General features: G+C 47.1%; 19 protein-coding genes and 2 tRNA genes. 9 read left to right on the top strand and 12 right to left on the bottom strand.

The window, feature by feature from the left end:
• Positions 1 to 136 precede the first annotated feature (136 nt).
• The 4 genes from cysG to LU290_RS03950 form a co-directional block, all read right to left on the bottom strand.
• The gene (gene cysG / locus LU290_RS03965) at positions 137 to 1,510 is read right to left on the bottom strand and encodes a siroheme synthase CysG (protein ID WP_277809257.1); all 1,374 of its coding nucleotides are present in this window, start codon (positions 1,508 to 1,510) and stop codon (positions 137 to 139) included.
• Between the two features lie 31 nt (positions 1,511 to 1,541).
• Positions 1,542 to 2,054: a DUF934 domain-containing protein gene (locus tag LU290_RS03960; RefSeq protein WP_277809256.1), complete on the bottom strand. Its 513-nt coding sequence runs from the start codon at positions 2,052 to 2,054 to the stop codon at positions 1,542 to 1,544.
• A 39-nt stretch (positions 2,055 to 2,093) separates the two neighbouring features.
• Complete coding sequence (locus LU290_RS03955; RefSeq protein ID WP_277809255.1) at positions 2,094 to 3,770, bottom strand: nitrite/sulfite reductase; 1,677 nt, start codon at positions 3,768 to 3,770, stop codon at positions 2,094 to 2,096.
• Positions 3,771 to 4,041: 271 nt separating this feature from the next.
• The gene (locus LU290_RS03950; RefSeq protein WP_277809254.1) at positions 4,042 to 5,625 is read right to left on the bottom strand and encodes an aminotransferase class I/II-fold pyridoxal phosphate-dependent enzyme; all 1,584 of its coding nucleotides are present in this window, start codon (positions 5,623 to 5,625) and stop codon (positions 4,042 to 4,044) included.
• 263 nt (positions 5,626 to 5,888) lie between these two features.
• Between LU290_RS03950 and msrB the strand changes: the two genes are divergently transcribed.
• The 8 genes from msrB to trpC all read left to right on the top strand — a co-directional run bounded on the left by msrB (position 5,889) and on the right by trpC (position 11,778).
• Positions 5,889 to 6,314: a peptide-methionine (R)-S-oxide reductase MsrB gene (gene msrB / locus LU290_RS03945; RefSeq protein WP_277809253.1), complete on the top strand. Its 426-nt coding sequence runs from the start codon at positions 5,889 to 5,891 to the stop codon at positions 6,312 to 6,314.
• Between the two features lie 31 nt (positions 6,315 to 6,345).
• The gene (locus tag LU290_RS03940; protein WP_277809252.1) at positions 6,346 to 6,828 is read left to right on the top strand and encodes a glutathione peroxidase; all 483 of its coding nucleotides are present in this window, start codon (positions 6,346 to 6,348) and stop codon (positions 6,826 to 6,828) included.
• 306 nt (positions 6,829 to 7,134) lie between these two features.
• Positions 7,135 to 7,210: transfer RNA gene (locus tag LU290_RS03935), tRNA-Val, on the top strand.
• Between the two features lie 5 nt (positions 7,211 to 7,215).
• Positions 7,216 to 7,292 (top strand) — tRNA-Asp (locus LU290_RS03930).
• Positions 7,293 to 7,409: 117 nt separating this feature from the next.
• On the top strand, positions 7,410 to 8,900 hold the full coding sequence (gene rimO, locus LU290_RS03925; protein ID WP_277809251.1) for a 30S ribosomal protein S12 methylthiotransferase RimO: 1,491 nt from the start codon (positions 7,410 to 7,412) through the stop codon (positions 8,898 to 8,900).
• Positions 8,901 to 9,109: 209 nt separating this feature from the next.
• Positions 9,110 to 9,733 carry an anthranilate synthase component II gene (locus LU290_RS03920; RefSeq protein WP_277809250.1) on the top strand — a complete coding sequence of 208 codons (624 nt, stop codon included), beginning with the start codon at positions 9,110 to 9,112 and terminating at the stop codon, positions 9,731 to 9,733.
• Positions 9,734 to 9,777: 44 nt separating this feature from the next.
• Positions 9,778 to 10,872 (top strand): anthranilate phosphoribosyltransferase, encoded by a 1,095-nt coding sequence (trpD, locus tag LU290_RS03915; RefSeq protein ID WP_277809249.1) that lies wholly within the window; start codon positions 9,778 to 9,780, stop codon positions 10,870 to 10,872.
• Between the two features lie 60 nt (positions 10,873 to 10,932).
• Positions 10,933 to 11,778 (top strand): indole-3-glycerol phosphate synthase TrpC, encoded by an 846-nt coding sequence (gene trpC / locus LU290_RS03910; protein WP_277809248.1) that lies wholly within the window; start codon positions 10,933 to 10,935, stop codon positions 11,776 to 11,778.
• 150 nt (positions 11,779 to 11,928) lie between these two features.
• On the opposite strand, the gene LU290_RS03905 is transcribed toward trpC, so the two are convergent.
• Positions 11,929 to 13,779, bottom strand: a complete 1,851-nt coding sequence (locus LU290_RS03905; protein ID WP_277809247.1) for a calcium-binding protein — start codon at positions 13,777 to 13,779, stop codon at positions 11,929 to 11,931.
• Between the two features lie 223 nt (positions 13,780 to 14,002).
• On the opposite strand from LU290_RS03905, the gene tgt reads away from it, so the two are divergent.
• A complete protein-coding gene (gene tgt / locus LU290_RS03900) occupies positions 14,003 to 15,136 on the top strand; it encodes a tRNA guanosine(34) transglycosylase Tgt (RefSeq protein WP_277809246.1) in 1,134 nt (377 codons plus the stop codon).
• 43 nt (positions 15,137 to 15,179) lie between these two features.
• Here tgt and LU290_RS03895 read toward each other — a convergent pair whose 3' ends face one another.
• From LU290_RS03895 to cgtA, 7 genes are all read right to left on the bottom strand, one after another.
• Complete coding sequence (locus LU290_RS03895; RefSeq protein WP_277809245.1) at positions 15,180 to 15,908, bottom strand: YoaK family protein; 729 nt, start codon at positions 15,906 to 15,908, stop codon at positions 15,180 to 15,182.
• Between the two features lie 136 nt (positions 15,909 to 16,044).
• A complete protein-coding gene (locus LU290_RS03890; protein ID WP_277809548.1) occupies positions 16,045 to 16,866 on the bottom strand; it encodes an enoyl-ACP reductase FabI in 822 nt (273 codons plus the stop codon).
• Between the two features lie 127 nt (positions 16,867 to 16,993).
• Positions 16,994 to 18,058 (bottom strand): uroporphyrinogen decarboxylase, encoded by a 1,065-nt coding sequence (gene hemE, locus LU290_RS03885; protein WP_277809244.1) that lies wholly within the window; start codon positions 18,056 to 18,058, stop codon positions 16,994 to 16,996.
• A gap of 211 nt (positions 18,059 to 18,269) precedes the next feature.
• On the bottom strand, positions 18,270 to 19,055 hold the full coding sequence (locus LU290_RS03880; RefSeq protein ID WP_277809243.1) for an ABC transporter permease: 786 nt from the start codon (positions 19,053 to 19,055) through the stop codon (positions 18,270 to 18,272).
• A complete protein-coding gene (locus LU290_RS03875) occupies positions 19,052 to 19,771 on the bottom strand; it encodes an ABC transporter ATP-binding protein (RefSeq protein ID WP_277809242.1) in 720 nt (239 codons plus the stop codon). The genes LU290_RS03880 and LU290_RS03875 overlap by 4 nt, the downstream gene beginning before the upstream one ends.
• A gap of 36 nt (positions 19,772 to 19,807) precedes the next feature.
• Positions 19,808 to 20,944, bottom strand: a complete 1,137-nt coding sequence (gene proB / locus LU290_RS03870; RefSeq protein ID WP_277809241.1) for a glutamate 5-kinase — start codon at positions 20,942 to 20,944, stop codon at positions 19,808 to 19,810.
• Between the two features lie 26 nt (positions 20,945 to 20,970).
• A complete protein-coding gene (cgtA, locus tag LU290_RS03865) occupies positions 20,971 to 22,182 on the bottom strand; it encodes an Obg family GTPase CgtA (RefSeq protein WP_277809240.1) in 1,212 nt (403 codons plus the stop codon).
• Positions 22,183 to 22,364: the final 182 nt, after the last annotated feature.

Raw genomic sequence — 22,364 nt, 5'->3', positions numbered from 1 at the left:
ACTCACTACAAATCAAAAATCGTTATTGTATCTTATTTTTACCCAAAATTCATCCATCCACACCACAAGACACCCAAACCCAAAATAAAAAAAACGCAGAATCCTGCGCTTTTTAGGTGATTTGACTTACTTTCATTCAGTGATGCTGATAAAGATTCACCACCTTACCCACGATGATGATTGCAGGCGCTGGCAACTGGGCTTGTTCTTGTTTTTCTACGATATTTGTCAAATCGCCAATCAAGACTTTTTGATTTGGCAGACTGGCATTAGACACAATCGCCACAGGCGTATCGCTTGGCAAATCAGCGGTTAAACTTACCACCACTTTTTCAAGGGCGTGCAAACCCATATAAAATACGAGTGTTTCGTCGGTCTGGTAAGTGCTTTTTAAGCCGTTAAAATTCTCGCCCGTCTGATAGCACCCTGTCAAAAACCGCACCGAAGTTGCCACGCCTCTATGCGTGAGCGGAATGCCTGCACCGCTTGCCCCTGCTAGGCTTGCCGTGATACCAGAGACGATTTGATAGGGTACACCAGCCGCCTGACAAGAGAGCATTTCCTCGCCCCCACGCCCAAAAATAAAGGGGTCTCCACCTTTGAGTCTCAGCACTCGTTTGCCTTGTTTGGCAAGATCCACAAGCAGTTGGTTGATTTCATCTTGGCTTTTGGCGTGGCACGAGCGCTTTTTGCCAACAAAGATTTTATCGCTATCACGGCGACACAAATCCAAAATCTCATCAGACACCAATGCGTCATATAATACCACATCGGCTTGCTGCATTAAACGCAGCGCCTTAAAAGTTAATAAATCAGGATTGCCCGCCCCTGTACCGACAATATAAACCTCGCCTTGGTGTTGATTGGATTTTTCAAAGCGGGACAACTCTTTTTCCAATGCTGTCAAATTGATATTGTCATTATGCGAAAATACGCCCACGCCATTTAAATTATCGCCAAAAATACTCTCCCAAAACTTACGCCGACTATTCACATTGGGCAAGCGGTTTTTAATCGTTTCTCTAAATTCGCCCGCCACTTGTGCCAATTTGCCAATATTATTGGGGATCACGCTTTCTATTTTGGCTCGCAATAATCTTGCCAGCACTGGCGAATTGCCATTACTAGATACGCCAATGGTAATCGGATTTCTATCCACAATCGCAGGAAAAATAAAATCGCACAAGTCTGGCGTATCTACGACATTCACCGCCAAGTTTAAACTTTTGCAATCGTGATAAATTTGCCGATTTAAGTCATTATCATCGGTCGCCACAATACAAAACGCAAAATCAGCATTCAAATCCGCTTTATCGTATTCTTTGATAATTAACCGATGATTATTATCTTTTAATAAGGCTTTTAATTCATCATCAATATGTTTGGCGATGATGGTAATATTTGCCCCTGCCGATTTTATCAAGGTGGCTTTACGAATGGCAACATCACCCCCACCGATGATCAGCACGGAGCGATGTTGCAGATTAAAAAATAGCGGTAAAGTATTCATGATGACCCAGCCATGACATCCCAATAAATCATCAGCGAAACATCGGCAGTGCGCCAGCAGATGTGCCTGCGTGTGCCGTTTTTAGGTCGTCCAAAGTGCTTTTGAGCGTGACGACCTTGTCAGACGACACTGCAAAGCCATTGGCGCCTGACTTATAAAAATACGCCGCCTGATCCACCCCAAACTCGCCCGCGATGATGATTTCTGCCTGCTCGCTGATTTTTCTAAGCTGACGCACCAAACTGAACACACGCCCATCTTTAAAATCAGCGACATAAATCACAAACAAATTGACCAGCGCCTGATCAAGCACCGCTTGCACCTCGCTTACAGTACTGTCTGCCGTCAAGAGCAGCCCACGAGTGTCATGATAGTCATTGGGAGTGCTAAGCAGCGTGCTGTCGCCCTGACTGCGCGCCTTAATGACACCGATGTCAAAGCCTGCATATTCTGGCGCCTCCTCAGCACTCGTGATCAAAAAAAACTCGCCCACGCTTTCATGAAGGTTTGCGTCACTGTCTAGACTGATGATTTGAGTTGTCATGATGATTCCTTGATATCTCTGATTACTATTTGGCAAAGATTAGGCGTACACAGCAGCCTTAAATGGGGCGATGCCGACACGCTCCACTACCTGTGCAAAGCTCTCTACATGCTCATCGGTGGCGATGCGCTCATCTTGATAGACCTTGGCGATGATGTCGATGGTGTCCGCCACTTCATCAGCCGCCACCGCACGCCCCAAGATTTGTCCCAATTTGGCATTTTCACTAGAACTTCCACCAAGGCTGATTTGATACCAATGCTCGCCTTTTTTGTCCACACCCAAGATGCCGATGTCGCCCACATGGTGATGCGCACAGGCATTCATACAGCCAGACATGTTCAGGCGAATGTCGCCCAAATCATACAAATAATCCAAATCGTCAAATTTTCTTTCGATGCTCTCGGCAATATTATGCGTGGTCGCATTTGCCAAAGCACAATAATCAAAGCCTGGGCAGACCGTCATGTCGGTGAGTGTACCGATGTTGGCACGAGCCAAATTCAGCGCGCTTAATTTTTGCCAAAGGGCATACAAATCGGTGATTTTGACATCACCCAAAACGAGATTTTGATGATGCGTGGCACGAATCTCGCCCAAGCTGTATTCATCCGCCAAATCCGCCAAGGCAAACATCTGCGCATCTGTCATGTCGCCCGATGGGACATATTTACCATTTACAATGCCCGCTTTTAGCGAAATGACCACCGCACGATAGCCTGCTACCTTATGCGCCACGGTATTATGCTCATACCATTTGGCAAACTCGCCATCCGCCAAGTGTTCTTGTAGCTGGCTGTGCGCTGCCAAAGCATCGATGGCTTCATAATTTGGCGTGGTAAAATAGCTCTCCGCTTTGGCAAAATGAGCATCCGTCAAAGTCAGCTCACCATCTTTGATGTGCTGCCACTCTTCTTCCACCTTCTGCGCAAAGACTTCCTTGCCCAAGCTTTCCACCAAAATCTTGATACGAGCTTTGTATTTGTTGTCACGGCGACCTTCCAAATTATACACTCGCAAAATCGCATCCAAATAGCTCAAAAGATGCTCTCGTGGCAAAAATTCATTGATGACCTTACCAATGATCGGTGTACGCCCAAGACCGCCACCCACGATGACTTCAAAGCCAATCTGACCGTCTTTTTTTACCACATGCAGACCAATGTCATGCACCTGCGTGGCGGCTCGGTCTGTCTTCGTGCCGATCACCGCAATCTTAAATTTACGAGGCAAATAAGCAAACTCAGGATGAAAAGTACTCCACTGACGAATGATTTCACAATACGGACGAGGATCAACCACTTCTTCACTATGAATGCCCGCATAAGGGTCGGTGGTGGTATTGCGAATGCAGTTACCCGAAGTCTGAATGGCGTGCATCTGATGACTGGCAAGCTTTGCCAAAATGTCTGGCACTTCTTCAAGTTTCACCCAGTTGAGCTGCAAATTGGTGCGTGTGGTGAAATGCGCATAGCCCTTATCATAATCACGAGCAATCTCAGCAAGCACACGCAGCTGATGGCTTGCCATAAGCCCATAAGGAATGGCGATACGCAGCATCGGTGCATGACGCTGAATATAAAGTCCGTTTTGTAATCTTAATGGCAAAAACTGCTCTTCTGGCAACTCACCCGCCAAATAGCGCTGCGTCTGATCACGAAATTGCGCCACGCGCTCATCGACGATTTTTTGGTCAGTATAAGAATATTGATACATATTTTTTCCTTTGGCGTTCGGCTCAGGCTAGATGATGTAATGATAGGTAATTTGTTAAGCTGCCATATTAAGCATTTCATGGCAAAAATTAAAATTCAAAAATGGCATATAGATAGAGAATTTAGGCATATTTAAGGTTGCTTGTCAACTGCACCAACTCAACACCAAAGCCACCATCAAGGCATCGTCATTTAAAGTATTATAAAAGCACAAAAAGCCTGCCATAGGCAAGCTTTTTTAAGACCGTTGTAAGGGCTGACAAGCACTCGGGTCACTCCGTCCCAAATTCCTTGCGTTTATTGGCAAAAAATCTGTCCAATCTGTCCATCGCATCTTCCAAATCAATAAGATTTGGCAAAAACACAACACGAAAATGATCAGGCTGATCCCAGTTAAAACCCGTACCTTGCACCATCAGCACCTTTTCTTGCACGAGCAAATCCATCATAAACTGCATGTCATTATCAATTGGATATACTTCACGGTCAATCTTGGCAAAGCAATAAAACGCTCCTTTTGGTACGGTGCAGCTGATGCCCTTGATGGCATTTAGGCGAGACACCGCCAGATCTCTTTGCTTGCACAGTCGCCCATTTGGTGCGGTCAGCGCCTGCATGGACTGATAGCCGCCCATCGAAGTTTGAATGGCGTACTGCGCTGGCACATTGGCACACAGGCGCATACTGGCAAGCATGGTCAAGCCTTCAATGAAGTCTGTCGCATGGTCCTTTTTACCAGAGATCATCACCCAGCCTGAGCGATAGCCTGCGATGCGGTGCGACTTTGACAGCCCATTAAATGTCAGTACCAAAGTCTGATCGGTGATCGTGCACATCGGCGTATGCACCGCCCCATCATACAAAATGCGGTCATAAATCTCATCCGCCATCAGCACCAAGCCGTATTTGACCGCCAAATCAGCAATGCTTTTTAGCACCTCATCTGAGTACAGCGCCCCTGTTGGGTTGTTTGGGTTGATGACGACAATGCCTTTGGTGCGTGGCGTGATTTTACTCTCAATGTCTGCCAAGTCAGGCTGCCAGTCATTTTCCTCGACACAGCGATAATGCACCGCTCGACCGCCTGCCAGATTTGCCGCCGCTGTCCATAGCGGATAGTCAGGCATCGGGATCAGCACCTCATCGCCATCGTCAAGCAGTGCTTGCATTACCATGACGATCAGCTCACTGACACCATTGCCAATGAACACATCACTGACATCGGTGGCACTCAAAAGACCCTTGCCTTGATAATACTGCAAAACAGCCTTACGAGCAGCAAAAATCCCCTTAGAATCCGAATATCCAGACGCCTGATGAAGGTTCATCGCCACATCTTGCACGATCTCATCAGGCGGCAGCAGACCAAATGGCTCAGGGTTGCCGATGTTCAGCTTGATGATGCGCTGCCCTTCTGCCTCCATGCGACTTGCCGTCTGCAAAAGCTCGCCACGAATGTCGTAGCAGACATTGGCAAGTTTGTTGGATTTTTTTAGGGGTTGATTGACTTGGCTCATGTCGTCCGCCTTAGAATTTGAGTTTGAAATGATATTAAAATTGTCTTTTTTTTCAATGACTTGCTTGTCATTTACAAGCTGATGTCGCCCCGTCAACAGATAGCTTTCAGTGGTGTTTAGCACGCTTGCCAAGATGGATAATTTGTTGCTGGCGATGCCATTTTTGCCACATTCCCAGTTGGCGATCGCCCCACGGCTCACCTGAGCGCCCTGCTCGCTAAGCTTTTGGGCGAGCTTTTGCGCCGACAGCCCCAAAGACTTGCGCAGCTGTTTTAGGCGAATGCCTTGCATTTTTTGTTGGTCGCTGGTATTTGCAGAATGGGTGGCATAATTCGTCATGATAAACTTGCAATTTTTCAAAAGATAAGCAAAACTTGCGGTAATTTTAAAAAAATACAATAATTTTTGCAAGTTATTTTTTAAAAATTGGCGATTTTTTAAAATTCACCAAAATATGCGATAAAATATGCAAGATATACTTGCATTTTTAAATTTCCTTTTCACTGCCTTGTAATTTGCACCATCGCAACCATCTAATTTGGGTAAATCCAATTTGACCCAACCATCTGACTTGACATCACCAAATAAATCAAGGAGCCATCATGCCAGCCAATCAAGTATTAACCCCTGAACAAATCGCCGCCATGAGTGATGCCGACTGGCAAGCACGCCTAAGCGATGAGGCGTATTATGTGCTACGCCAAAAAGGCACCGAACGCCCTTTTACAGGCATTTATACCGACAGCAAAGACGATGGCATTTATCGCTGTCAAGGCTGTCATGCCAAGCTGTTTGACAGCAAAAGCAAGTTTCATTCAGGCTGCGGCTGGCCAAGTTTTGACCAGACCATCAATGACCATGCCCTGACCGAGACGCTGGATTTGTCGCATGGTATGCGCCGCATTGAAGTTACTTGCACCAACTGCGGCGGGCATTTGGGTCATGTCTTTGATGACAATTTCGTCACAGGCACAGGGCTTCGCTACTGCATCAACTCAGTCGCCATCGATTTTGAGCCACGGACATAACACGCCCATCAATTTTATTTAAGGATAAAAAATGACCGCCATTTATCAATTTTCTGCCAATGATTTGACTGGAAAAGTCGTTGATTTTCAATCATTTACAGGCAAGGTTTTGCTCATCGTTAACACCGCCAGTGAATGCGGATTTACACCTCAATTTGAAGGGTTGCAAGCCTTACATAAAAAATACCACAAAGAAGGCTTGGTCGTCATCGGCTTTCCGTGCAATCAATTTGGCAAGCAAGAACCTAATGACGGCGTCAAAATCGGTGAATTTTGTCAAAAAAACTATGGCGTAGAATTTTTGATGATGGAAAAAATTGAGGTCAATGGCGACAACACCCACCCCATTTATCAATGGCTAAAACGCCAAAAAGGCGGACTCATCACCGATGACATCAAATGGAATTTTAGCAAATTTCTGCTTGGCAAAGATGGCAAGGTCATCAGTCGCTACGCACCCATCACCAAGCCAAAAGACCTTGAAGGCGACATCGTCAAGGCACTTGCTGCCTGATTTGACCATCCAAGCGTTCATTAAAAATCTAAGCGTCCATGAAAATGGGCGTTTTTTGTCAAACTTACTCAGACACATTTTTACTCAGACGCATTGACATCAATACAAATCCCACCCAGTAAATCCATGTTTAATAAAGAAGGTATGAAATAATCATAAAAAATTATGAATTAAATCATATATTTATAAATTATTTAAATTTTTTTTGAAAAAAACATTTGACACTCAATCAAAAATCTATATAATACGCAGCACAACGAACGAACACGATAACGAATTATCGAGTTTGCCAAGTTTAAAGAACATGGGCGGTTAGCTCAGTTGGTAGAGCGTCTGCCTTACAAGCAGAGGGTCAGCGGTTCGAATCCGTTACCGCCCACCATGTTCGCAGCGGTAGTTCAGTTGGTTAGAATACCGGCCTGTCACGCCGGGGGTCGCGGGTTCGAGTCCCGTCCGCTGCGCCACTATTCAAGAAGTCCTAAATCTGATGATTTGGGACTTTTTATTTGCCTAGCCCTTTATCAGTATTTGTAGATTTATGCTATAATAACCCTTTTAAGCCATCAATAAAGACAGCTAACATGACCGTTCAGACCTTTGATCCAAAACAACCAAACCCTGCCGACACAGGCTATCATCACAAAGCCAATCACAACCAAAACCGCAGTATTGAAGACGCCGCCCAGATTGCCACACAGCTTCACACAGCTGGCACAGCCCCAAAAATCGGCTTTGTTTCGCTTGGCTGCCCAAAAGCACTGGTAGATTCTGAGCGCATTATCACTGAACTTAGCCGTGAGGGTTATGAAGTCGCCAAAGACTATGACGGGGCTGACTTGGTGGTGGTCAATACCTGTGGTTTTATCGAATCTGCCGTCCAAGAATCCCTAGACGCCATCGGCGAGGCGATCAACCAAAATGGGCGCGTCATCGTGACAGGTTGTCTTGGCAAAGATGCCGACAAAATCCGCACCATGCACCCCGCCGTGCTTGCCGTTACTGGAGCTCACGCTTATGAAGAAGTCGTGCAAGCGGTAACGCACCATGTACCAAAACCTGTCAAAACCAAGACTTACGACCCAAAAATCGACCTAATCAATGACGCTGGCATTAAGCTCACCCCCAAGCATTATGCTTATCTCAAAATCTCAGAGGGCTGCAATCATCGCTGTACTTTTTGTATCATTCCGTCATTGCGTGGCGACTTGGTTTCTCGCACCATTGACAGCGTGATGAAAGAAGCGGTCGCTCTTAAAAATTCTGGCGTCAAAGAACTGCTCATCATCAGCCAAGACACTTCTGCCTATGGCGTGGATCTAAAATACAAAACCACTTTTTGGGACGGAATGCCTTTAAAAACCAAGTTTTTTGACATGTGCGAGGCGATGGCGAAACTTGGCATCTGGGTGCGTCTGCACTATGTGTATCCTTATCCGCATGTGGATAATGTGGTGCAGATTATGGCGGACAGTATGGCAAAGTCGGGCGGCACAGGCGGACTACTGCCTTACCTAGACATCCCATTTCAGCACGCAAGCCCAAATGTACTAAAAGCGATGAAACGCCCTGCGATGAGCGAAGACACCCTTGAGCGGATTCGTGCGTGGCGTGAAATCTGCCCAGAGATCGTCATTCGCTCTACTTTTGTGGTGGGCTTTCCAGGGGAAACCGAAGAAGATTTTGAATACCTTCTGGACTGGCTAAAACAAGCTCGCCTTGATCGTGTCGGCTGCTTTACTTATTCAGAGATTGAAGGTGCGGTGGCGAATGACTTACCAAATCCTGTGCCAGAGGCGGTCAAACAAGAACGATATGAGCGATTTATGGCGGTCGCCCAAGCCATCAGCGAAGAAAAATTACAAGAAAAAGTCGGCAAAAAAATGGTCGTACTGGTTGATGAGATTGATTTTGATGAAAACATCGCCATCTGCCGTAGTTACGCAGACGCACCAGAGATTGATGGTCATGTCTATGTGGATAATATTGATGGCAGCGTCAAAGTTGGCGAGTTTTTGACCGTAACCATCGATGAGGCGAGCGAATACGATTTGTTTGCAAGTTTTGGTAGCTAATGGAAATCCCCTAAATTTATTTTAGGGGATTTTTCTTGGCGATTTTTGCCTTAACAAAGCCCCATGAAAGTGGTACAATGATTTTATTTGAAACACCCAGACATTTAATATCAGGCGAATTGCAATTCGCCCCTACTTAGTGTAAATTTGTATCATTTTAAACTTCTTTGATAATGCCTGCAAAAAATTTGAAAAATAAGGAATATTTCATGATCTTAATGATAGACAACTACTGCAGCTTCACTTACAACATCGTGCAGTATTTTGGCGAGCTGCAACAAGACATCGAAGTCCTTCGCAATGACGAAACCAGCTTAGACGACATCAAAAAACTCTCGCCAAAAGCCATCATTTTAGGACCTGGTCCGTGTAGCCCCACCGAAGCTGGCGTTACCCTGCCAATTTTACAAGAATTGTCAGGCAGCATTCCCATCTTGGGCGTGTGTCTGGGTCATCAGGCGATTGGGCAGGCGTTCGGCGGTCAGGTGGTGCGAGCTGGCGAAGTCATGCATGGCAGACTGTCGGCGGTTTATCATCATGGCGTGGGCGTTTTTAGCGACCTGCCACAGCCGTTTAACGCCACTCGTTATCATTCTCTTGTGATTGACAAAAACACCCTGCCAGACTGCCTAGAAATCACCGCATGGACACAGCGCCCTGATGGCTCCATGGAAGAAATCATGGGCGTACGCCACAAGACTTTGGCGGTAGAAGGCGTACAATTTCACCCAGAATCCATCTTAAGTGAGCATGGCTATCAGATTTTTAATAATTTTCTGGCGCGCCACGGACTTGCCAAATTGGACAATGCCAATCTGCCAGAAGTCGCCTAAGAGCCACCAAAAACCAAGCAAAACCACCAACCCAACACAAAGCCATGATTACTCTTGATAATATCCAAACAGTAAGCGATGAAGATATTGGGCAATTTTTAAGCCATAGCCTAAACACCCTACTACAAGGCAACGATCTAGACTCCAGCACCATGCAGGCGGTCATGCTTGCCATCATGCACGGACGCTGTCCTGACGCACTGATGGGAGCGATTTTGGTGGCACTGCGTTGCAAAGGCGAGAGCATTGACGAAATCACTGCCGCCGCTGCCGTCATGCGAACGCTTGCCGATGGTGTCAGCTTGCCCGATTTAACACACGCGGTGGATATTGTCGGCACAGGGGGCGATGGGGCAAATTTATTCAATGTCTCCACCGCAGCCGCCTTTGTCGTGGCAAGTAGTGGTGCAACGGTCGCCAAACACGGCAATCGTGGCGTTTCTACCAAATCAGGCTCATCAGATTTATTACAAACCGCTGGCGTGCGACTGGATTTGAATAATAACGAACTGCTTGCGTGCCTAAACGAACAAAAATTAGGGTTTTTATTCGCCCCCAATCATCACAAAGCCATGAAACACGCCATCGGTGTGCGCAGCCAATTAAAAGCACGCACCATTTTTAATGTCTTAGGACCTTTGACCAATCCTGCTGGTGTCATCAATCAAGTCATTGGCGTGTTTGACCAATCTTTATGCGAGCCGTTGGCGTGCGTGCTAAAAAACTTAGGCAGTCGCCATGCCTTAGTCGTGCATTCGGTAGATGGCTTGGATGAGCTTAGCATTGCAGGCGATAATTTCGTCAGCGAATTAAAAGACGGCGTGGTACGCTCTTATACCATCAGCCCTACCGATGTTGGATTGGCGTGTCAAGATTTACAAGGCTTGGGGGTTGTCTCGTCAGACGACAGCCTAACACTCATCAAAACCGCTTTGGCTGGCTCATCAGACGACTTACGCATTCAAAAAGCCCAAGCAATGATCGCCTTTAATGCAGGGGCAGCGATTTATGTGGCAGGGCAAGCAGACACCATCAAAGACGGCGTGGCACTTGCCAAAGCCATCATTAACGGCGGTCAAGCCTTACAAAAAATGCAAGATTTTGCCACATTTACCCAAACCATCAAAGCACAGGCTTAAACAGCACAAATTCCAAGCCATGCCTTAATTGGCACTTAAAAACAACAACAAGGATTTATCATGACCCAAAGCAATACGCCCAGCATTTTACAAAAAATCGTCCTAACCAAACACCAAGAAATCCAAGCCGTCAAAGCCAAAGTCAGCCAAGATGAACTGCTTGCCATCATCAAACAAAACAACGACACCCCACGCGGCTTTGCCAATGCCTTGCGTGCCGTTAAGACCGCAGAAGGCAACATCGGCGTCATCAGCGAAATCAAAAAAGCCAGCCCATCAAAAGGCGTGATTTGCCAAAATTTCAACCCCACCGCTGCCGCCCAAGGCTACGCCAAAGCTGGGGCGACTTGCCTGTCTGTTCTGACCGACCGTGAATATTTTTTGGGACATGATGACTATCTGCTTGCCGCCCGTGAGGCGTGTGATTTGCCCGTACTGCGTAAAGATTTTATGGTGGATGATTATCACATCATCGAGTCTCGTGCTTTGGGAGCAGACTGCATTTTGCTCATCATGGCGTGCCTTGATGATGAAACGGTGGCGCGCCTGCACGCACTTGCCATCACGCTTGGCATGGATGTACTCATTGAGATTCATACCCAAGATGAGCTTAATCGTGCCTTGCAATTACCAAAAAGCACGCACAACATTTACGGCATCAACAACCGAGATTTGAACACTTTTAAGGTAGATTTGGCACACAGCATTCGCCTTTGTCAGCAGTTATTTGACACGCTGGGCGATGACGCTTTGGTGGTGTCTGAAAGTGGCATTAACGATGCCAACGACATCCATTTGATGCAACAAAACAACATTCATCATTTTCTCATCGGCGAACAATTCATGAAAACCGATGATGCAGGACAAGCCTTGGCGGATTTATTGACAAGCGTTCAGCAACCATAAATCCAAGCCATCAGGAAATATGATATAACAAGACAGACAACCTATCTTAAATGACATCATCGCCACACAAATATCAACAAAGGCAGGAGACCTTAAAAGCACAAAAAACACCACAAAGACTGCTCTTGGTGGTGTTTTTTGGCAATAAGACTATACGCCAGCGATATAAACGCTGTTTAGCACTTCATCCACTGTGGTATTTTGAATGATGATTTGTAGGTCGTGATGAGCAATGCGGACATCTTGTCCAAAGCTTTTGGTCGCCAAACGCAGCTTATCAACGCCAGAAAACAAGTCATGACTCACCAAAATTCTATCCGAGTCGCCCACATGGCTGTTAAAATCACGGATGATATTGACGCCTGCACTGTTGGCATCAAAAGCGAACACATCACTGCCAAGACCGCCAAATAAAATGTCGTTGCCAGCACCGCCATATAAGAAATCATTGCCCTCAGCGCCATAGAGACTGTCATTGCCATCATGTCCAAACAAGCGATCAGCCCCTTCGCCACCGTGTAACAAGCTACTCACACCTTGCAGGGCGAATACCAAATCATCGCCTTCTTTGGCAAATACCGTCGAACCCATCATGACATCATGACCCTCGCTCCCTTCGCTGTGGTCTTGATATTTCATATTGACATTACGACTTTTTATCAAATAGCGGTTTGAAATCAGACCTTCCTCTTTGATGTCATAAGGACGCAGCTGGGTAAACGATTCATCAGCGAAACTGATTTTTTCAACCCCTTCAAGTTGTTTTAAACCGCTGCCATCTTTGGCATTCATAAATACCGTACCGTCAGACAGTCGATACGCCTGCCACGCATCACTCTTACCCTCTAAGATAACCACATCTGTACCAGCACCACCATCAACACGGTCAGCGCCTGCATTTAGGCGGATTTTATCATTGCCTGCACCTGCATCAATATAGTCGCCTTGCACGCCACTTTGAATCAAATTAGCATGCGCCGAGCCGATGAGAAAACTGCCAGTATTTTTGGCAGTCAGACTCTTATCCTGCACCCAAAAAACCAATCGCTCTAAAGTATTGAGCTGATCGACCACCACACGGCTATCACGCTGCATAAAGTCATAAAATACCGAATTAGCAATGCGATCTAGAGTGTCTTGACCAACAGGTGCAATGTGCGCCGCCCAACCTTGTGGCAGGTTGATGAGCGATGATACAAACGGATTTTTCACATCCCAGAAAATCGACCCATAAGCCCCTGTAAACAACACAACATTATCAATACTTGATTCATAGTTGGCATCCACATTAGAGAGGATCGGACCACCGCCAGCGACCGCCTGAGCAATCGTCTCATACGGTCCTGCGATGCGATACACAGCATCATCTTCATAGCCCATATTCAAAATCACACGGGCATCGTCATAAATGACAGGTGTGGCGTGTGCGATGTAGATGGCATCATTATAAAAGCCATCCGCCAAGCTCTCACGGTACTTTGCCATGATGTTGGTGAAACCACCGCCCAGACTATAACCTGTTACAATCACATCCTCACCGCTTAGACCCTGAGCGATGGCGTATTCTTTGACCGTCTGTAAAATCGGCGCCATCTTAGGGGCGATTTTACCCTCATTAAGATGAAAATAATCCGCCACATCCAGCAAATCATTCGTCCCTGCCCAGCTGATGCCAATGCGTGTCAGCTTGCCTGCATCATTAAACTTGCCAGACAAAACCAACTGAGGTCCTGAGCCATTTATAGGTCTATCGCCCGTTACGCTACTACTGATGGTATAATAGCCAAACAAATCCAGCGCCGATTTTGGCAGACCCAGCTCATCAGGCGTTAAGGCACGCCAACCTGCGGGTAACGATAACGACTTGTTAATACCCTTTAAAAAACTCGGGACGAAAGTTGAAATGCCTGCCAAATTGGCATGCTGAGCCAAATGAGCGCTTGTATGCATCAGTTCAATAGAAGTCTTGGCATCAAAATCACGATAATTAAACATGGTCATAATCAATCCTTTGAAAATAAATGAGACACACCGACCGGTGAGTTTATAATATAATCCAAAACACTTAAAAACTCAACACGCTTTTGCAGAATCAGATTTGTCGTATCAGACATCTTCATTTATCTCATCAGGCAGCCACAAGCCCATGATGAAAATCCTTTTACCCACCATCGCAAATCTGCTATAATACACGCTTTTTATTCATCATACACCTATTAGCTTTATGAAATTCACCCTGCACAAAACCGACACCACCACTCGTGCCAGACGCGGTACGGTTCATTTGGCTCATGGCGATGTCCAGACGCCAGCTTTCATGCCTGTGGGCACTTATGGCACGGTCAAGGGTATGCTCCCAAAAGACATTCACGCCATCGGAGCGGACATCATTTTGGGCAATACTTTTCATCTGTGGCTACGCCCAACGACAGCGGTCATTGATGAATTTGGCGGATTGCACGATTTTATCGGTTGGAACAAGCCCATTTTGACCGATTCGGGCGGTTTTCAGGTATTTAGCCTTGGCGCCATGCGAAAAATCAAGGAAGAAGGCGTGTATTTTCGCTCGCCCATTGATGGCAGCAAGGTATTTTTATCGCCTGAGATTTCCATGCAAATTCAAAAGTCGCTTAATTCTGACATTGTGATGCAGTTTGACGAATGCACACCCTATCCTGCCACGCATGAGCAAGCGGACAAATCACTAGAATTATCGCTCCGCTGGGGTCAGCGCTGCATTGATGAACATCAAAAATTGGGTAACAAAAACGCCTTATTTGGCATCATCCAAGGCTCTATGTATCGTGATTTGCGTGAAAAATCATTGGCAGGACTGCTTGCCATGCCTTTTGACGGTTATGCCATTGGCGGGCTGTCGGTGGGCGAGCCAAAAGATGAGATGATTAGCGTTTTAAATTATCTGCCAAATCTGATGCCGTCTGACAAACCACGCTATCTGATGGGTGTGGGTACGCCTGCCGACATTGTGGAAGCGGTGCGTCGTGGCGTGGATATGTTTGACTGTGTCATGCCAACTCGTAACGCAAGAAACGGACATTTATTCACCTCCACTGGGGCAATTAAAATCAAAAATGCCGTCCATCGTTTTGACAAATCGCCTGTGGATGGCGAATGCGATTGCTATACTTGCCAAAATTTTAGCCGTGCTTATTTGCACCATCTGCACAAATGTAACGAAATGCTCTCGGCTCAGCTTGCCACCATTCACAACCTGCGTTTTTATCAAAATCTCATGAGTGGCATTCGCCAAAGCATTAAAAATGAGACTTTTGATGAATTTGTCAAGGTGTTTTATGCCAAGCAAGGCTTGACCGTACCGCCACTTGAATTGTCTTGATTGACAGCATTTAAGCACAAAAAAGCACCCCATCTTGGGTGCTTTATTTTTCTATATCATCACACTTTTCATCTGGCGCTTTTGCGATACCGCACTGGCACAGCCAGCCCCAGCACCGCTCATACCACCCAGCCATGTGCTGATAACTCACCGCCGCCAGCAAAATGATCGCCATCGGCAACAGCATGGAAAAATACCCCACTTCACGGTACAACACCACCGCCACAAAGCCACCCACAAAAAATCCCCACCACAAGGCACTTTGTAGCACCACCTTGTGCATGACCAGCCGTCTGCCAGCCAGCCAATTACCCACCATCGCCCCCAAATCAGAAGTCGTCCCTGTCAAATGCGTGGTACGCACCACCGTGCCGTTATAGGTCGCCACCATTGAGTTTTGCAGTCCGCACGCCATCGCAATCATCATCTGCCCAAAGTCACTGTCGTTCATGTATAGCACAAGACTGGCAAGCAGTAAGACAAATTCCAAATACATCGCATAGCCATAATTACGATTGATGTGCAATTCACTGCCACCGATGAGCATACCGCTTAGCACCGAACCCACCCAAAATGACGCAATGGACATCAAAAACAGCTTCGTGTTCAGCCAGTCGCCAGACAGCACCGACACCGCCAGCGAGCTGACATTGCCCGTCACATGCGATGCCGACACATGCGTAAAGCCCATCAAGGCAGTCGTGTTTAATATGCCAGCACAAAACGCCAGCACCACCGCCCCACACAGCACCCAATTAGGAATCTTATCCATGTTATTGATTTGATTTTACTGATTAAAATATTTAAAAATCTATTCACAAACCGCCATTTTAATCATTTTTTGGCAAAAATAAAAGCGCAAAACCCTAAAGATTTTGCGCCTTTGACTGGCAAGTCAGTCCATGGATTTATTCATCATCGCCTGCCATCGCCATGATCTGCTCGCTGATGGCAACGGTGTTAAAGCCAGCATCTACAAACAAAATCTCGCCCGTGACGCCACTTGCCCAAGGCGATAGCAGGAACAAGGCAGCGTTACCCACTTCTTCTTGGCTGACATTGCGTTGTAGCGGTGCGATTTTTTCACTGACATCCAGCATACGGCGGAATGATTTGATGCCACTTGCTGCCAATGTGCGAATCGGACCTGCACTGATGGCATTGACACGAATGCCCTGTCCGCCCAGTGAGCTTGCCAAATAACGCACAGACGCTTCAAGGCTTGCTTTTGCCATACCCATCACATTGTAGTTTGGTAGTACCGAAATACTGCCCTCATAGGTCAAAGTCAATAGCGAACCTTGACGAGCGGCAAGCAGCTCACGCCCTGCCTTGGCAAGTGCCACAAAGCTGTAGCTAGAAATGTCGTGAGCAATCTGACTGCCCTCACGCGTGGTGGCGGTGGTGAAATCGCCATCAAGCTGGTCAGCAGGGGCAAAACCAATCGCATGGACGATGCCATTGACACCTTTATCGTCGCCCACGCCCCAGATTTTGTTGATTTCATCAAAGCACGCTGTGATAGAATCGTCCGAACCCACATCGCACTCAAGCACGGCAACCGCCCCAAATGCCTCTGCCGCCATATCCACACGCTTTTTGATTTTATCGTTTGGATAAGTCAAAATCAGCTCAGCCCCCTCACGGTGCAAGCACTCGGCAATCGCCCAAGCGATAGAAAGCTTACTGGCAATGCCCGTAACCACAAAACGCTGACCTTTTAATAACATCATACACCCCATGTTTGGTAGAATTTGCCAAATTATAGCACGATTTTTTAAAAATAGCCAAAAAATAGTACAACTGTAAACTTTTTTATAAAAAACCACCCTTCTTTGGAGGATGGTTTTTTTGATGTTATAATTTAAACTCATGCACCGCATCGACAAATGCTTTGGCGTGATCAGGATTTGCCCACTGAGTGATGCCATGACCAAAGTTTGCCACATAGCCTGTATGAATGCCAGAGCCATAAACATCAGTCAGCATATTTTGTACCGCCGTGCGAATGCTGTCGGTCGTACCATAAAGCGTGGCAGGGTCTAGGTTGCCCTGAATCGCCTTATCCTTACCCAGCACCGCACGAGCCTTATCCAGTGGCATGGTCCAGTCAAAGCCCAGTGCGTCCGCTCGGCTGTCAGCTTGTACATCCACCCACAGCCCACCACCTTTGGTAAACATCACCACTGGCACGGTTGGGTGCTTGGCTTTGAGATTGGCGATGATTTGGCGGTTGTACTGATGGCTGAATTCGGCAAATTGGCGATGACCCAGCGCCCCACCCCAACTGTCAAAAATCTGCACCAAATCCGCCCCTGCAACAATCTGAGCGTCCAGATATTCTGTTACCGCCTCTGCGATTTTGCCAAGCAAAGCATGCAGCAACTCTGGGCGAGCATACATCATTTCTTTGGCATGGCGATACTCCTTGGAGCTACCACCTTCAATCATATAAGTCGCCAGCGTCCAAGGACTGCCACTAAAACCAAACAACGGCACTTGTCCGCCCAACGCATGGCGAATACTCGTCACTGCATCAGTCACATAGCTCAAATCCGCCATGTTAAGCGTTGGCAAATTGGCAATATCGCTTTCAGTGCGGACGGTTTTTTGAAATCTTGGACCCTCGCCTGCCTCAAAATACAATCCCAAATCCAAGGCATCAGGCACGGTCAAAATGTCGCTGAACAAAATCGCCGCATCCAGCTCAAAACGGCGTAATGGCTGCAAAGTTACCTCGGTGGCACGAGCCGTGTCTTTGCACAAACTCAAAAAATCGCCCGCCTCCGCACGAGTCGCCTTGTACTCTGGCAAATATCGCCCCGCCTGACGCATCATCCACACAGGCGTGGTGTCCACAGGCTCAAAACGCAAAGCACGCAGTAGGCGGTCGTTTTTTAGGGTTGGGAAAGTTGTTGTCATGATTATTCCAAAAAATAATTGATTTAAAAATAGTCAGCCAATTTCAATAAATCATTGAAAATCATTAAAAAATTAACCAATAAAATACATCTGGCAGTTTAGGCATCATTGTACTATAACACATCACCATCAACAAGCCCAATCCACCTAAGAGTGCTTTTATAAAGCCAATCTGACAAGACGATGGCAGACTTCAACAAGTTTCATCACTCTATGCCGACGGTGGCAGCACAAATCTGCCTCGCTCATCAAAAAACCTGCGGACGATGAGCAGCGCTGAAATGGCACAAGACAGCGTACTGCCTGCACAGATCAAAAACATCGTGATGATCTGATAACGCACCGCCTGCGTAGGATTGGCACCTGCCAATATCTGACCTGTCATCATACCCGGCAAGCTGACCAAGCCCACGACAAGCATGGAGTTGATGGTGGGTGTCAGCCCGCTGAGCACGGCTGATTTGACAAGCAAATGCACCGCCTCAAAGGGCGTGGCAGACAGCGATAAATGCGATTTAATCAAAGACTGCTTATCATGCAAGGCGTTGATCAAATCGTTGGTCGTAAGGCTGATGGCGGTTAAAGAATTCCCCAAAATCAAGCCCAAAATCGGTATGATGTACTGTGGCAGATACCAAGGCGACACCTTGATAATCATCGTCATGGCTATCATTGTCATCAGCCCTGTGGCAAAGCCTAGCGAAACAATGCTGTCAAATAGCAGCCCTTGATAAGGTCGCTTGATGCGCTGACGCACCGAAATACTGGCGATAAGCGTCATGATGGTCAAGATGGTCAAGACCTGCGACAGACTCTCACGAGCAAATACCCATGCCAAAATCAGCCCAATCAGCGACAGCTGCACCACCGTGCGCACGCCTGCCATGATGAGCGTCTTGACCAATCCCAATTTTAGATAAGCCGACACCCCCACCGTGACGAGCAGCAGCATACTGGCTAGGGCAACATCCATCAGATTTAGCGTGATTGTTGTCATACACGCCGTCCGTCATTCAAGGCGCCATTGTCCATATGCCACACCTGCGCTGAGAGTTTCGCCGCCTCATCTGGTGTGTGCGTCACCCACATCATCGCCTTGTCCAGCCCATCACCATACCAATCAAGTGTCAAGCGAATCAATGCATCAGCCGTCTCACCATCCAAGGCGGAAGTGATTTCATCAAACAATGCGATACTAGGGTCAAACTGCAAACTTCGTAAAAAATTGACAATCTGCCGTTCACCACCTGACAGCTGATCTGCCGAGCGACTCAAAAAGCTCTCATCTCGACCCAAAACCTGCAAGCACGACAAATGCCAGTCTTTATCAAAGGCTTTGTCTTGATGATGTTTAAAAGAAAAAGGCAATGTCAGATTATCAAGCACCGCGCCTTCCGTCAGGCTTGGCATTTGGTGTAATAAAACCACCCGACTTCGATACATTTTAGGGTCGATTGTGCTGATGGGTGCTAGGGGATGATGAGTTAAGCCAAAAGAGTCATTCAGATAGATCTCGCCCGACTGCAATGGCAATAAATCTGCCAATGCGTGCAACAAGAGCGACTTACCAGAGCCTGAGCGCCCCAGCAGCGCCACTTTCTGACCTGCCATGAGCGAAAAAGACACTTGGTTTAAGAGTAGTCTTTGCCCATCTTGATGGCACAGACGGTCGGCGATGAGTAGTGGCGTGCCTGTCGATGCGTTGTTATTCATATCATAAGCTTATTTGTGATGAGTGCGATTCATCGCTCACAGCAGCGCCATCTCATCACGATGCACCATCACCACTTTGTCATCGTCCGTTAAACCAAGAATTTGCAACACTTCATCGGTGTGCTTTTGGGTAATTTGCTTGGCCTGACTGCTATCAAAGCCCACTTGCCCCACCGCCAGACGCACCTTTTGACGGCTGACGATTTCCACCACATCGCCTGCATCAAAATCGCCCTGCACTTCCACCACACCCACAGGCAGCAAAGATTTGCCCTGCTCAGTGATGGCACCTGCCGCCCCTTCATCAATGATGAGCGTACCTGCCACTCGAATGTGTGTGGCAAGCCATTGTTTTTTGGCAATCAGGCGGTCGGCATGGTCGGTGGTCAGGCGTGTGCCAATACTCTCGCCATCAACCAAGCGAGTAATGACATTCTCTACCTTACCATTAGCAATCACGGTCGGACAATTTGCCATCGCAGCCAGTCGCGCCGCACGGATTTTGGTCAGCATACCGCCAGATCCCCATTTACCGCCATCACCCGCCACCTCAAACAAATAATCCGCCATCGCTCGCTCGCTTTGAATAAGTTTGGCATCAGGATTGGTGCGTGGATTGTCAGTAAATACGCCCTCTTGGTCGGTCAAAATGATGTACAAATCCGCCCCCACGAGCGTGGCACTCATCGCCCCCAGCGTGTCATTGTCGCCAAATTTAATCTCGCCAAAGCTCACCGTGTCATTTTCATTCACCACAGGCACGACACGCCAATCAATGAGCTGATTCATGGTCTGGCTGATGTTTAAATAGCGAGAACGATGGGCAAGGTCGTCATGCGTGAGCAAAATCTGCGATGACTGCACGCCCTTTTGGATTAAGGCTTGCCACCATGTTTCAATCAGCCCCATCTGCCCAATGGACGCACAGGCTTGCAAGGCAGGGAGTTTTTTTGGGCGTTCGGGCAAATTCATACGCACCACGCCCTCTGCGATGGCTCCGCTAGACACCAGCACCACCTCGATACCACGAGCATGGACTGTGGCAATTTGCCTCGCCCATTCATAAATGGCGGTGCGGTCAAGCCCTCGACCGTTGTTGGTCAAAAGCGATGAGCCAATTTTGACGACGACTCGTTTTGGGCGTTTGAGCTGATTTTCCATGACATTATCCATGCAATTAACCTTGATTATTTACGCCATCAATACGGTGCGTACTCCACCGCCACATCATAATCATCTTCATCCCAATCGTCCTCATCATCGGACAAGCCCTCTCGTTCGGCTTTGCGTTTGGCACGGTACGCCTCTTTTTGGATTTCGGTGTTGTGGCGAACCTCTTCTTCAAGACGAGCAAAGCGCTCTGCTTGTGCTTTGGCAAACTCAGGATCCTCAGCCTCACGCTCTTGTTCAGCTTCAATTTCACTCATCAGATGATACTTAATCTCATCTGTACCAACACCACCGATGGTCGAAGTGCGAAACACTTCGCCCGTCCAGCCAAGCTCATTAACGATATTTTCGCACACTGCATCAACTTCTTCATCGTCTAGCTGGTCAATTTTATTGAGTACCAAAATCTGTGGCAATTTGGATAATTCAGCAGAAAATTTAACCAGCTCATCCATGATGATACGAGCATTGTCCACGGGATTTGAACCGTCAATCGGCTTGACATCAACGATATGCAAAAGACGGCGAGTACGAGCCACATGCTTTAAAAAGCGAATGCCAAGTCCCGCCCCATCTGACGCACCCTCAATAAGCCCTGGAATGTCTGCCATCACAAAAGACTGATGCGTCCCCACATCAACCACACCCAAATTTGGCACAAGGGTGGTAAATGGGTAGTCAGCAACCTTTGGGCGAGCAGACGACACCTGACGAATGAAGGTGGATTTGCCAGCGTTTGGCAAACCAATCAAACCGACATCAGCGACAACTTTTAATTCTAATTTTAGATTTTTTGCTTCACCAGCAAAGCCAGGGATTGCTTTTCTTGGGGCTTGGTTGGTTGAAGTTTTAAAACGAGTATTACCAAAACCGCCATCGCCACCTTTAGCGACCAGTACGGTTTGTCCAATCTCGGTCAAATCGCCAATCACCACATCAAGGTCGGTGTCAATGATGGTCGTGCCAACTGGGACTTTCAGATACACATCATCCGCCCCTTTGCCTGAGCAGTTTTTTGAGCGACCGTTTTCGCCTCGCTTGGCTTCAAATTTACGAGTATAGCGAAAATCCACCAGCGTGTTGGTGTTGTCATCTGCCACTACATAAACACTACCGCCTTTGCCACCATCGCCACCGTCAGGACCACCCTTAGGGACAAATTTTTCACGGCGGAAACTGACGATACCATTACCGCCATCGCCTGCTTTTACGCTGATTACAGCTTCATCAATAAAACGCATAATTTCTCTTCTTATTTGGTTTAAATTTATTGTAAAAATCTTAAAATTAACTGGGTATTATAGCATGATAGAATGTATAATGTACAATATTAAAATCTGTGTGGCGTGGGCGATGAGAGCCAAAATCATTCTGATGGGATGGGTTTTAGAAAGAGAAGTCCAACCTATGGGCTGACAAAAAA

Source organism: Moraxella nasibovis (assembly GCF_029581575.1).
GTDB lineage: Bacteria > Pseudomonadota > Gammaproteobacteria > Pseudomonadales > Moraxellaceae > Moraxella > Moraxella nasibovis.
Note: the sequence above shows the minus strand (reverse complement) of the source record. Positions and strands in the feature narration are given on the sequence as shown.